The sequence below is a fragment of the Rossellomorea sp. LjRoot5 genome (assembly GCF_964253455.1).
Lineage (GTDB): Bacteria > Bacillota > Bacilli > Bacillales > Bacillaceae_B > Rossellomorea.
Genome location: NZ_CAXUQN020000001.1, coordinates 2,769,978 through 2,782,991 on the forward strand (window position 1 = coordinate 2,769,978; position 13,014 = coordinate 2,782,991).

11 protein-coding genes are annotated in these 13,014 nt (G+C 43.1%); all 11 read right to left on the minus strand.

What is annotated here, in order from left to right; translation table 11 throughout:
* Positions 1–138 precede the first annotated feature (138 nt).
* A complete protein-coding gene (locus ACSQ2E_RS14165) occupies positions 139–2,058 on the minus strand; it encodes a stage V sporulation protein D (RefSeq protein ID WP_435991481.1) in 1,920 nt (639 codons plus the stop codon).
* Positions 2,059–2,214: 156 nt separating this feature from the next.
* Positions 2,215–4,410, minus strand: a complete 2,196-nt coding sequence (locus tag ACSQ2E_RS14170; protein ID WP_435991483.1) for a penicillin-binding transpeptidase domain-containing protein — start codon at positions 4,408–4,410, stop codon at positions 2,215–2,217.
* The gene (gene ftsL / locus ACSQ2E_RS14175) at positions 4,410–4,778 is read right to left on the minus strand and encodes a cell division protein FtsL (protein ID WP_435991485.1); all 369 of its coding nucleotides are present in this window, start codon (positions 4,776–4,778) and stop codon (positions 4,410–4,412) included. The genes ACSQ2E_RS14170 and ftsL overlap by 1 nt, the downstream gene beginning before the upstream one ends.
* Before the next feature lie 24 nt (positions 4,779–4,802).
* Positions 4,803–5,738, minus strand: a complete 936-nt coding sequence (gene rsmH, locus ACSQ2E_RS14180; RefSeq protein ID WP_435991487.1) for a 16S rRNA (cytosine(1402)-N(4))-methyltransferase RsmH — start codon at positions 5,736–5,738, stop codon at positions 4,803–4,805.
* A 38-nt stretch (positions 5,739–5,776) separates the two neighbouring features.
* Complete coding sequence (mraZ, locus tag ACSQ2E_RS14185; protein WP_254653743.1) at positions 5,777–6,208, minus strand: division/cell wall cluster transcriptional repressor MraZ; 432 nt, start codon at positions 6,206–6,208, stop codon at positions 5,777–5,779.
* Between the two features lie 217 nt (positions 6,209–6,425).
* Positions 6,426–8,045 (minus strand): bacillithiol biosynthesis cysteine-adding enzyme BshC, encoded by a 1,620-nt coding sequence (gene bshC, locus ACSQ2E_RS14190; protein ID WP_435991489.1) that lies wholly within the window; start codon positions 8,043–8,045, stop codon positions 6,426–6,428.
* A gap of 88 nt (positions 8,046–8,133) precedes the next feature.
* Positions 8,134–8,520 (minus strand): DUF3397 domain-containing protein, encoded by a 387-nt coding sequence (locus tag ACSQ2E_RS14195; RefSeq protein WP_435991491.1) that lies wholly within the window; start codon positions 8,518–8,520, stop codon positions 8,134–8,136.
* Between the two features lies 1 nt (position 8,521).
* Positions 8,522–9,418, minus strand: a complete 897-nt coding sequence (locus ACSQ2E_RS14200; protein WP_435991493.1) for a 2-dehydropantoate 2-reductase — start codon at positions 9,416–9,418, stop codon at positions 8,522–8,524.
* Between the two features lie 141 nt (positions 9,419–9,559).
* Positions 9,560–11,101, minus strand: coding sequence for an acyl-CoA carboxylase subunit beta (locus ACSQ2E_RS14205; RefSeq protein WP_435991495.1), 1,542 nt, complete (start codon positions 11,099–11,101; stop codon positions 9,560–9,562).
* Between the two features lie 94 nt (positions 11,102–11,195).
* Entirely contained in the window at positions 11,196–11,411 is a 216-nt protein-coding gene (locus tag ACSQ2E_RS14210) for a biotin/lipoyl-binding carrier protein (RefSeq protein ID WP_435991497.1), read from the minus strand.
* A 60-nt stretch (positions 11,412–11,471) separates the two neighbouring features.
* Complete coding sequence (locus ACSQ2E_RS14215; protein WP_435991499.1) at positions 11,472–12,821, minus strand: acetyl-CoA carboxylase biotin carboxylase subunit; 1,350 nt, start codon at positions 12,819–12,821, stop codon at positions 11,472–11,474.
* Positions 12,822–13,014: the final 193 nt, after the last annotated feature.

Here is a 13,014-nt window from a genome sequence, read left to right on the forward strand (position 1 = left end):
TCAACCTTTTAACTTAGTTCGATATCTTTTTAACGTCACGCGGGCTGACACTTTATATACCGGGGATTCATCGATTCAATCCCCGGCATAAATAAAAAGTATATCATGAAATGACTATTGTGTAGACCTTCTCCGCCATTATTCTTCAGATAGATAAACCCTTACCTTTGAACCCTGTTTTATTTTCACTCCCGGGTCCGGAGACTGACTTACCACCTTTTCTCCACTTCCGCTTACGTCCAAGTCGAGATTCACCAGTTGTTCCCGCAGTTCATTTTTCGTCAATCCGACCAAGTCCGGGGTTTCAATCAGCGGAGTGTCGGTCCACGTCATCTCTTTTTCAATTTGACCTTTACGCTTCGGTACCCCCATTGCCTCCAGACTGTCACCTATGATACTTCCTCCGATTGGGGCTGCTACGACCCCACCGAATTGAATCGTACCCTTCGGATTATCGACAGCGACATACACTACAATCTGAGGGTCATCTGCAGGAGCCACTCCCATAAAGGAAACGATATGATTGTTTTCCAGGTACTTACCGTCTTTTGCCTTTTGCGCTGTCCCCGTTTTCCCGCCTACCCGGTAACCATCTACAAAGGCTTTCTTTCCGCTACCTTTGGCCACCACACTTTCCAACGCTTCACGAATCTGCTTGGAGGTTTCTTCGGAAATGACCCTCTTCTTAATCTGTGGGCTCTTTCTCATGACCACTTCTCCTGTTGAAGGGTCGATAAGCTCTTTTGCGATATAAGGTTGATACAATACTCCACCGTTCACTGCCGCTGACACTGCTGCGACCTGTTGAATGGGGGTAACGGCCACCCCCTGGCCAAATGCGGTTGTCGCCTGCTCTACAGGCCCTACACGGTCAAGGTTAAAGAGAATCCCCTTCCCTTCCCCTTGCAGATCGATTCCCGTCTTTTCACCAAAACCAAAATCATGGATATAACTGAATAATTTTTCTTTGCCTAACCTCTGACCCAATTCGACAAATCCCGGGTTACATGAGTTTTGTACCACTTCAAGGAATGTTTGAGTCCCGTGTCCCCCACGCTTCCAGCAGTGGAGAGTCGACCCAGCCACCTCGATATGCCCGGGATCATGAAATGTCTCTTTATAAAGATCCACCTTTTTTTCTTCGAGGGCTGCTGCAAGAGTAATGATCTTGAACGTAGAACCAGGTTCATACGTGCTCCAAATCGGTAAATTCCGATTATAGATCTCCTGAGGTACATTACGGAAATTAGCCGGATCAAAGGTCGGTCTGCTCGACATGGCCAGTATTTCCCCATTCTTAGGATTCATGGCGATGGCAATGATGCCATCTGGATTATACGTCGCCTCTGCGATATCCAATTCACGCTCAACGATTGTTTGTACCTTGGTATCGATCGTTAACTTTAAATCCAGCCCATTCTCGGGTTTTTCAAAATCATCTGCCATATCAGGCATTCTCTTTCCTTTGGCATCGGAGAAAAATTTGACATACCCTTTATCTCCACTAAGCTCATCATCATAAGAAAGTTCAAGTCCCATAAGCCCTTGATTATCGATTCCTGCGAAGCCAAGTACATGGGATAAATAACTTCCATATGGATAATATCGCTTAGAATCCTCCCCTAAATACACACCCTTTAAATTTAAATCCCTCACTTCTTTCGCTTTTTCATACGAAATCTTTCTCGCTTCCTTAATCAACACCATATTGGCTTTCTGTGTTACATATTTATATGCAGACTCAACTGAAATATTAAGAACGGCCGCCAGTTTATCCGCTGTCCCTTGAGGATCCGTAATTTGCCGTGGAACGACAAATATGGTCGGTGCACTTTGGTTCCCGGCGAGTTCTACTCCATTTCGGTCTACTATTTTCCCTCTCTCAGGTTGAAACGGGATATTTCGACTCCAGGAGTCTTTTGCCAAACCGGTAAGCCAGTCCCCTTTAAAAAACTGAACATACCCCAGCCGGATATCTATGATGGAGAAAATAAGGACCCCTACTACAAGCGCTACTGCCAATCTCTTCCTTACCGTTACATTGGATACTCTTTTCACAAATGGAACCTCCCCTTCTATGGCTCGTTCCATTATATGCTTGGACTAATGATGGTATGTTTGAATTCAGTGAAAGACTAAGGGCTGCTTTTAGCGGGATATTGTTTGATGAAAGGTTGGACAAAAAGGGATGACTCAATGAGTCATCCCTTTTTGCTAATTTAGTTGTTGTTGTTCTTCTTTTTCTTTTGGTTGGGCTGCTTCTTCAGGAGTCTTGAAGTTGACGACGAGTGGCTCATCTTTCTTGACCTTTATACCAGGTTGTATATTCTGGCTGAAAGCATACCCATTTCCAACCATATTGATCTTCAGACCGGCAATGCCCGCTACCTTAAAGACATCCCTTACAGACCACCCTTTCATATCCGGAATGGTGATGTCTCCGTCGGTTTTGATCACAACTCTTTCTCCTTCAAGAATGGCGTTTCCGCCTTGAGGAAGTTGTTTGACCACTTGAGAACCACTTCCGACCACGACTGGAGTAACCCCTGCTTTTTCCAGCTCTTTTTTCGCTTCTTCCACGCTCATTTCCCTCGTATCAGGGAGTGATTGTTTCTTAAGGCTCACTTTTTCCTGAGGTTTGATGTTCAGGTATTTTAAGCTGTTTTGCATAACGGGATTGAATATGGCAGAGACCGGATCAGAGCCGATTTCAGTTGGTTCCAATTCAGGCTGCTGTACCCCGACATAGACAATTAACTGAGGGTCGTCGATAGGGGCCATGCCCATAAAGGAGAAAAGATAATTTTCTTTTCCGACCATATAACGGCCATTCGATGGATCAGGTATCTGACCCGAACCGGATTTACCACCGACACGATATCCTTCTATCGCAAACTTCTGTCCTGTACCATGTTCAGATGTGACAGTCGTCTCCAGGTACTCCCTGGTCTTGATCGCTGTTTCCTTCGTTATCGGGCTCCCTGAAACTTCAGGTTTTGTCTCTTTGATCACTTTATTTGTATTGGGATCGACGATCTTTGAAATGACATAAGGCTTCATCATTTTCCCATCATTGGCAATGGCCGACTCCGCCTGAATCATTTGAAGCGGCGTGACGGTCGTACCTTGACCGAAAATGGTGGTGTATTTTTCAATCGGATAATGATATAATATCGAACCCGATGCCTCATTTGGTAATCCTACGTCTGTAGCTTCGCCAAATCCAAAGTCATGCAAATAGTTTTCATATTTCTTAAATCCGATTTTATCAAGCAGATTCGCAAATGCAACATTGGAGGATCTTTGAACGCCTTCAAGGAATGTAATCGTTCCCCACCCTTCTCCACCATTATGATCCCGGATCGGATTTGGAACATTTTCCACATAATACTTACCAGATTCATAGGTTTCATTCGGATTGAACTTTCCTTCATTCACTGCAGCTGCAAGGGAAAAAGATTTCATTGTGGAGCCTGGTTCATAGGTATCTTCAACGATGATATTCGTCCAGTTATCCAGGAGCCCCTCTCTTGTGTCAGGGTGAAAGGTAGGTCTTTGACTCATGGCAAGAATCTTCCCTGTTTTCGGGTCAGATACGATCGCAAACATCTTCTTAGGCTTGTATTTTTTCTGGACTTCATTCATTGCTTCCTCAAGGAAGGTTTGAATCTTCTTATCGATGGTAAGATAAAGGTCATCTCCATCCTGGGGTGGTGTAACATGTTCGTCTGCATTTGGCAATAAATAGCCCCACACATCACTCTTATAAGAAACAGAACCATCTTTGCCTTTCAATACATCATTGAAACTTGCTTCCACTCCCATTTTCCCCACTGTTGTAGAGTCCCCATCGTCGTCCGTTGTCTTCTGTGCGAACCCGATAAGATGTGAGGCGAAGGAGCCGTTAGGATAGAATCGTTTCGCTTCCTTCCTGAACGTAACACCGGGAATATCTTCTTCTTTAATTTCAAGCATCATCTGATGGGATAAGTCTCTTCCTGCAGCACCGAATTCCACTTGATAAGTACCTTTTTTGTTTAAGCGGTCATAAATCTCACTTTCCTTCATATCAAGATACTTGGCAAGGACTTCGGCCGTTTTTTCAGGGTCTGTCACATGCTTAGGTTTCTTTGGATTACTGGTGATACTTGGATCTAATATCGCAACCAGTGTATAAGCGGATGTGTCCTCTGCGATGACTTCACCTTTCCCGTCAAAGATTGTTCCTCTATGTGCTTCTAAAATATGACTTTTAATATATTTTTTTGCCGCTTGTGACGCAAGGACCTTCCCTTCCGCTTCCCCTGTGACCTGAATGGTGACAAAGCGGACCATTAATACAAAAAAGAGCAAGCCGAAAATCCCGAAAAGGATGGCTGCCCCTATGTTCATACTTGGCCTTTTTTTCATTATTGTTCAACAACCTTAACGTTCTTTTCTTTCAAGTTAAGTCCAAGTTCCTTCGCTTTTTCGAGAATACGCTCATACGTACTCAGTTCACTTACTTGAAGTTTCAGGTCATTGTTCGCCTTTTCCTGCTTTTCAACGGTCGTTTCTACGTGTTGAACTTCTTTGTTGACATCATAGATGGCCGCCTGGGTCGATACAATTTGAACAGCCAGGATACAAAATACCATTGCGAAGATGGCCACTAGGATTTTCTCACCCGGTGTGACAACGGACCTTCTTTCTTCATTCAAACGCTTAGGTTTGGCTTGAGCGGACTGATAGGATTTCTCAACTTTTTGCTGCTCATAATTTCTGGCTAAGTTACTCAAAATTCTCCCTCCTGTTTCCTTCTTTTATATATTTTTTTCTGCGATTCTCAGTTTAGCCGACCTGGCTCGATTATTTTCTTCCAACTCTTCTGCGCTTGGCAGGATCGGTTTTCTCGTTACAAGTTTAAGTTCTGCTTCATACCCCTCTGGGATGATAGGTAATCCCGGTGGAAGATCAGGCCCTGATGCTTTTTCTTTGAACATCGTTTTACAAATCCTGTCTTCTAAAGAATGGAACGTAATGACACTCACTCTTCCACCCTTATGCAAAAGCCCTATGGCTTGTTCCAATGAATCCTCGAAAGCCCCAAGCTCATCGTTGACGGCAATGCGGATCGCTTGAAAGACCCTTTTGGCAGGATGACCACCCTTTCGTCTAGCAGGTGCCGGAATCCCGTCCTTGATCAGTTCTACTAATTCACTTGTCGTTTCGATTGGTTTCACATCGCGTGCAGCTTCAATCTTCCTTGCAATCTGCTTCGAAAACTTTTCTTCACCATACCGGTAAAAGATTCGGACCAGGTCTTCAAACGACCAGTGGTTGACGACATCATAAGCACTTACTTCACCTTGTAAGTCCATTCTCATATCCAGAGGCGCATCGTGGTGATAACTAAAGCCCCTTTCTGGAGTATCCAGCTGAGGAGATGACACACCCAGATCGTAAAGAATCCCATCCACATTATGTACTCCGAGATGTTCAAGTTCTTCCTTGATATGTCGGAAATTTGATTGAACGAATGTTACCCTGTCCTGATAAGCTGCAAGCTTTTCTTTCGCATGGTTGATAGCTGTTTCATCCTGATCGAAGCAATAAAGATGCCCCTCGGACGAAAGCTGGCTGGCAAGGTACTCACTATGGCCCGCCCCGCCTAACGTACAATCCACATAGACTCCATCTTCCTTGATATCCAGTCCATCTACGGTTTCTTTCAATAATACGGTTGTATGTTTAAACATGTTGACTTCACCTTTCCAATCGAACGTTTTGTGGCGGGTTAAATATCAAACCCCTCCATATTCTCTGCAAGCTCAGCAAATGAATCTTCAGACTGTGTGAAATAGTCTTCCCATAATGATTTACTCCAAATCTCAATTCGATTGGAAACTCCCAAAATAATGCATTCTTTATCCAATTGCGCATAATTCACAAGTGTAGCAGGAATATTCACCCTGCCCGTTTTATCCAGTTCACTCTCGGTTGCCCCTGAGAAGAAGAATCGAGTGAAGGCACGGGCATCTTTTTTAGTAAGCGGCAGAGCTTTAAGCTTTTCCTCTAAGGATCGCCACTCATCCATGGGGTAACCAAATAAACACTGATCAAGTCCCCGGGTGATGACGAAAGAATCCCCGAGATGATCACGGAACTTGGCAGGTACGATTAAACGGCCTTTATTATCAATGTTATGTTGATATTCGCCCATGAACATATGCACTGCCCCCACTTTCTATCACAAATGTACCACATCCCCCCACTTTTCTCCACTCTTTTTTATATTCTTTCCTTGCAAAATATTCCCTCTATTTTTCATTAGTGTTTTTCTTGCTTTTACAGACAAATTTCCAAGGTTGAATTTTGTCTCTATACAACATAAAAAGGACCAAATTCGCATATAAAAACGAATTTGGTCCTTTTTTATTGACCGATCAAATATATATTACTTTATGAGTGCCATCAAAGGAATAATCCTGCAGGGTCAGGTCCCTTACGAAAGTGGGGCCGTATTTGTTCATGAAGTAGAGGACATTCCAGGTTCTTTCCTGTGGTCCTTCATTTGGTCTGATACTGTTTTCCACTTTCGTGAACTGAGTGAAGATTAATGAGTGTTTATCTTTTAACGCTTTGTCAATTTTTTTGCGCAAATAATCAAACTGACCATGATGGAATTCAAGGTTCTTATCAAGGATCGGATTTAATCCCCGATCAATCGAGACGACCTGTTTACGGATTTCCTCATATCGGCGATCGAGTTCAACCTGGATGCTCTTCATTTCCTTTTCTATCCCAGGACGCTCAAGAGATTTCCAAAAAGCATCCCTGGCAGTTGTTACCCCTTCTGTAATTACTCCGTGAATGGATAATTGGAGGTCTTGAATCCTCTTGTTTATCTCCCTTTCCACAATGGTGATATTTAATCGTGGCACGACGGGAGGCATCTTCAAATCTACATATTCAAACGCCTTTTTCAATTCTCCCCAGTAGGCTATTTCACCCGGTCCCGCAATAAACGCCAGGTTCGGGAATAACCATTCCTGCATCATTGGCCTTGTGACGACATTATTGCTGAATGATTCAGGGCTCTTCTCCAACATCGATAATAACTCAACGGAAGAATATGTTTTTCCGTTATTTTTCTCAAAAAACATATCCCCATCCCGATCTAACAAAGCCCTTTCATTCTGAATTTGAAGAAAAAGATTGGCGGCAGAGGGGGAGATCTCCAGCTGAGTATGAAATCCACTTTCCCGGATTTCACGCTGTTGCAAAAGGACCGCCTCCGTTATCGACTGGCTGTTCTCGATCAATTGACGGAAATGGGTCGCTTCAAGATTTCTTAGTGGGGGGTAGGAGGAATCAATGACCAGTAATCCGAACTCCTTGAATAAACTCATTACGATATGGGCAAATAAGCGGACGATCGACTCTTCCTCATCGATCATCTGATGAAGCTCCACTGAAAGCTGCTTTGAGTATTCCGCTTCCCCTAAAGCGACCAGAATGTCATCAAGCCATTTCTTCATTATCGATTTAGAATACGTTATGTGAGAGGTCATCTTTTTTTCCAATACTCTCTCGGGATACCCCACCTTTTCAAGCTTCGATCCTTTTTCAACGTATATATGATTCACTTCCTGATAATCGTGGTCTTCTCCTGCAATCCAAAAAACCGGTACAACCGGATGCCTAAGTTTCTCTTCCTGCTGCCTGGCCAATTGAATAACTGAAATGATTTTATGTATAGTATAAAGAGGGCCTGTCAAAAGACCTGCCTGTTGACCGGCCACGACGGTTACCGCATTATTCCTCAGTTTCTCAAGTGCCTCATCTACTTTATCTGAAGTAGGCAGCCCTTTCATATAGGAAGAGATACATTCTGAGAGACCCTCCCGAGGGAAATGACGGGACCTTAAATCCTCCATCCGTTCCTCGTAAACTGATGGTCTGTTGATATTATAGTGAAAAAAAGAAGTGACAGGCTCTTCTTGTTTTAAGTATTTAGATGCAAACTGATTTATTGCTGGAATGTTTAAGCTTTCCAATTCCATATGAATTACTCCTTTTCTAGCTCTTGATATCCTAACGATGAGTATATCATTCCACTAAAGGAAAAGGAAAAAACTTGCCTGCTAATTTTTAATACAATTCAAGAATTCGGAGGATCAGACCTGTAATCATTAAGGTGATATAGGCAGTGAAAAATAAAAGGAAGTTCATCCGCCAGAAGCCCTTAAGTACTTTTGGGTAGTCGATCTCACCCTTTGCTTTCCAATACATAATGGCAAACAGCACCCCGGTTGAACAGATCACAATAAAAATGACCCAAAGGAATGATGTCTTCCAAATGGCGAGGATAATGAAGTGAACAGACACAATTAAGAGAAATGTCGTAATATCAATGGCGATATGAACAGCTCTCCGGTGACTCTTTAAGATTTCCTTCGCAAGAATAAAGCTAATGAAATAACCCAAAAATGGAATCATGACGAAAATGGCAATGATTGTTGAAAAAATGGAAGCCATTTTATCCCCCCAGACCTTCTCTTTCTATTCCTTTAACTAATTGGTAAAGTAGATTCATGATGGGTACAAAATGGTGTTCTTTTTGCGCTTTTTCCAGAAGGACGCCAATGATCGATTCAATTTCCGTCCTTCTTTGTGATTCTATGTCTTTTAACATGGAAGATCTATTTTGATATGTATTCCGGCAGATATCGACTACTTTTTCAAAGGAAATATCCCCTTCCATTTGAGGGAATAAGAGAAGCATTTCGTTGAATAATTCCTTCTGTAGACCATGGAAATACGGGTTGTCAACAAGCTTACCATTCGTCACACCCGTTAAAGCTGTAAGCGGGTTGATTGATACATTGACGAATAACTTAGTCAGTAACATTCTCTCGAAGTCGTGCTGGATTGAAAACGGGAAGGAAGCAGTACTCTTTGATACTAATTCTTCTATAGCACGCCAATTTCCTCTAATTAAAGCAATATTCGTCACTGCTTCCCCTAAATGATGGATAGTAACATCATTCTCCTTCATTGCCCCATGCTCCACTGAACCGGCGATCAGGTGATAATGAGGTAATGCTTTCACCCATTCAACATGACCCACCCCGTTTTGAACAAACATCAGGGGCAGGTGAGAACCGAGTCCCACGAGCTCCTTTCTAAGAAACGGGAGATCATATTCCTTCACAGCCACAATCACAAGGTCTAATTCCTTTTGAACTTCGATTTCTTGTACTGCTCCGACCTTTGTTGTGATTGCCGAACCATTTTTATGTATGGTAACCCCATTTTCCAACAGTGAGCGGGCTTGAGACTCTCTTCTCACAATAAGGGTAACATCAAATAACCGGCCCAAATAACCGGCAAATAAAAGGCCGACTGCTCCTCCTCCAATGATTCCAATTTTCATACAAACTCCTTCTTTTTCATCGTTTATGAACATTTTACCAAATTTTATTCAGTGAGAAAACGGTTATGGGCAGAAAGAATCAATCCCTGTTCAAAAGAAAAGGGCCCGTTCCAAAGGAACAAGCCCTGCTTTAGTATATGCTTATACAGGATATACTGGATGTTTTCTGTCACTGAACCTGACATCCTTAGTTTCATAAAGCTTATAACGTTGGATCAATACGGATCGTAATTCATTCGGGGCGGTGATTTCATCTACAATTAATTCAGAAGCCAACTTATAAATATCGATATGTTCTTTATATTCCTTCTGCTTTTCCTGGACATACTGAATTCTTTCTTTCGGATCCTCGATAGCCTGGATCTTATTGGAATAAACGGCATTCACCGCCGCCTCAGGACCCATTACGGCGATTTGCGCCGTAGGAAGAGCAATACACACATCCGGATCGAATGCCGGACCAGCCATGGCATATAAGCCTGCTCCATATGCCTTCCTGACGATCACAGAAATTTTCGTAACCGTTGCCGAACTCATGGCTGCTATCAACTTTGCCCCGTGACGGATGATTCCCGCCCTTTCCACTTTGGTTCCGATCATGAATCCAGGCACATCAGCAAGGAACAACAAAGGAATATGGAAGGCATCACATAATTGAATGAATTTAGCCCCTTTATCCGCAGAATCATGGAAAAGGACTCCACCCTTCACTTTCGGTTGATTTGCAATGATGCCCACTACCTTCCCGTCAAGTCGACCGAAACCAGTGATCAATTCAGGAGCGAATAGCTTTTTCATTTCAAAGAAGCTTCCTTCATCAATCAATGTATCGATGCAATCATACATATTGAAAGGAGCATTTTGATGTTCAGGAATGATATCTTCCAGCAGTTTATCATGTTTAGGTGCAATTCCCTCCAACACCTTTGGCTTGTGCTGGTAATTTGCCGGGAAATAACTTAGATACCTCTTTGCTTCTTCAATCGCTTCATTTTCGGATGAAGCAAGCAGGTCACCACATCCACTGACCGTACAATGCATTCTTGCACCGCCCATTTCTTCAAGGGTGACTTTCTCCCCGATGACTTTTTCCGCCATTCGAGGCGACCCAAGATACATGGACGCATTTCCATCTACCATGATGACGATGTCACAGAAGGCAGGAATGTATGCTCCTCCAGCTGCCGATGGTCCAAAAAGGACGCAAATTTGTGGAACCATCCCGGACATCTTTACTTGGTTATGAAATATTTTACCTGCCCCCCGCCGATTCGGGAACATATCTAACTGATCGGTGATACGCGCGCCTGCAGAGTCCACTAAATAGAAGATTGGCACTTTTAAATTGAGTGCGGTTTCTTGGATTCTGATGATTTTCTCTACCGTCCTCGCACCCCAGGAACCGGCTTTAACCGTAGAGTCATTTGCCATGACGCACACAGTCTGCCCTCCTACTTTTCCGATCGCCGTCACAACACCATCAGCCGGTAAATCTTCAGCCTTGTTATTGGCAAACATCCCATCTTCCTGATAATCCCCATTATCAAATAATTGTTGCAGACGATCCCGGACAAACATCTTTTTTTGTTCTTTCAATTTCTCATGATATTTAGGCTGACCACCGGATGCAATTCTTTCTCTCGTTTCTTCGAGAGTATTAATGAATGTTTTGGATGTCGACATACTATCCCCTCCGTCGTTTTATGTAAAAATACAAGAACGCTTTACAGACAAGCCAGAAATCGCAGTTGATTTCTGACTCATTGTTTTACCAGGATTACCCTTCGATTATCAGTAATACGTCCCCTTCATTCACGAAGTCCCCTACACTCACTTTAATCTCTGTCACTTTGCCTCCCGCTTCAGTTTCAACGGGAATTTCCATTTTCATGGATTCAAGCATTAGAACTGTATCCCCGGTAGATACCTCTCCACCTTGTTCCACTAATACATTTAATACCGTCCCTGCCATTGTTGATGTGATTTCCTTCATGATTGATTCCTCCAGTTTGTCTTCTTATGTTTGATATATTGCGGTGCATTCCGCACCTCATTACGTGCGGTTGGCTGTCAGAAAGTCCTGGAGCCATTTTGTCGTATATGATCCTTCAATAAAGTCGCTGTCTTCAATGATATCCCTGAAAAGACTGACATTCGTTTTGACCCCTTCAATCGTTACCCCTGAAAAGAAAACCTTTGCTTTATTCAGTGCATCCTGGCGGTCATTTCCTTTGATGATACATTTAGATATCATCGGATCATAGAATGGAGTCACATTGTTCCCCTTTTCGTATCCGCTGTCAATACGGACACCTTCACTTTCGCCCCATTCCAATTCTTTCAGCTTTCCTGGAGAAGGGTAAAACGTCTTTGGATCTTCGGCATATACCCTGAACTCAATCGCATGACCGATATTATGGATTTCCTCCTGCCTGCAAAGAGGCAGAGGCTCACCGTCTGCGACAAGCAGCTGCCACTTCACAAGATCCAGCCCTGTGACCGTTTCAGTGACCGGATGCTCAACCTGAAGACGCGTATTCATTTCAAGGAAGTAAAAATTCTCTTCTTCATCAACTATAAATTCTACCGTTCCTGCATTCGTGTAATTCACTGCCTTTCCAGCCTGTATGGCAGCTGTGAACATCTTTTCCTTCGTTTGTTGAGAAAGGGCAGGAGAAGGTGATTCTTCTATCACTTTCTGATTTCTTCGTTGTACGGAACAATTTCGTTCAAATAGATGAACGAGATTCCCATGATGATCACCGAAAATTTGCACTTCTACATGTCTCGCATTCTCTATACATTTCTCAAGAAAGACTTCCTCTTTCCCGAAATAGGCTTTTGCACGGTTTTTAGTAGAATCAAAGCTTTGAACGAGCGCTTGCTCATTTTCACAGCGGATCATGCCGATCCCCCCGCCTCCGCCACTTGCCTTCAGCATAACGGGATAGCCGATTTCACGGGCAACCTTTTTGGCAGCCTCGATGGTACCGACTCCTCCGTCGCTTCCCGGTACTACAGGGACGGACGCTTCCTGCATGACTCTTCTTGCCTCTACCTTATCTCCCATTTTTTCAATGATGTCATGGGAAGGACCAATAAAAGTAAAGCCCTCTTCCGTCACCCTCTTCGCGAAGTCAGCATTTTCTGATAGCAGGCCGTATCCAGGGTGGATTCCATCCACTTTCTCTTCCTTTGCAACTTCCAGTATATTGTCCACTACTAAGTAAGAACGGTTCACTTGTGATTCCCCTATGCAAAATGCAGCATCCGCTTCTTTCACAAAGGGCATATCCTGATCTGCATCTGAATAGACCGCGACTGTTTGAATGTTTAATTGTTTACATGTTTTGATGATCCTTGAAGCGATTTCTCCCCTGTTTGCAATTAATATCTTCTGCACAATCTCTCCCCTTTCTTCATAGAACACACCTGTTCATAATACGAATTCTACAAAAATCGTCGAAATCCTTCTTCTCCATTGTAAACGTTTTCTTAATTAAGTGCAGAATTTTTTGTTATTTTGTTATATAATAATAATAAATACTTGTTCTAATAGTAAACGAATTGCAAACGGATACAACATTCTTCATGAT

Excerpts from the sequence above, each read along its gene's own strand:
- ACSQ2E_RS14170 (WP_435991483.1), bottom strand. The coding sequence starts at position 4,410 with ATGAAAAAAAGGCCAAGTATGAACATAGGGGCAGCCATCCTTTTCGGG.
- bshC (WP_435991489.1), bottom strand. The coding sequence starts at position 8,045 with ATGGAATTGGAAAGCTTAAACATTCCAGCAATAAATCAGTTTGCATCT.
- rsmH (WP_435991487.1), bottom strand. The coding sequence starts at position 5,738 with ATGTTTAAACATACAACCGTATTATTGAAAGAAACCGTAGATGGACTG.
- mraZ (WP_254653743.1), bottom strand. The coding sequence starts at position 6,208 with ATGTTCATGGGCGAATATCAACATAACATTGATAATAAAGGCCGTTTA.
- ACSQ2E_RS14195 (WP_435991491.1), bottom strand. The coding sequence starts at position 8,520 with ATGGCTTCCATTTTTTCAACAATCATTGCCATTTTCGTCATGATTCCA.
- ACSQ2E_RS14210 (WP_435991497.1), bottom strand. The coding sequence starts at position 11,411 with ATGAAGGAAATCACATCAACAATGGCAGGGACGGTATTAAATGTATTA.
- ACSQ2E_RS14205 (WP_435991495.1), bottom strand. The coding sequence starts at position 11,101 with ATGTCGACATCCAAAACATTCATTAATACTCTCGAAGAAACGAGAGAA.
- ACSQ2E_RS14200 (WP_435991493.1), bottom strand. The coding sequence starts at position 9,418 with ATGAAAATTGGAATCATTGGAGGAGGAGCAGTCGGCCTTTTATTTGCC.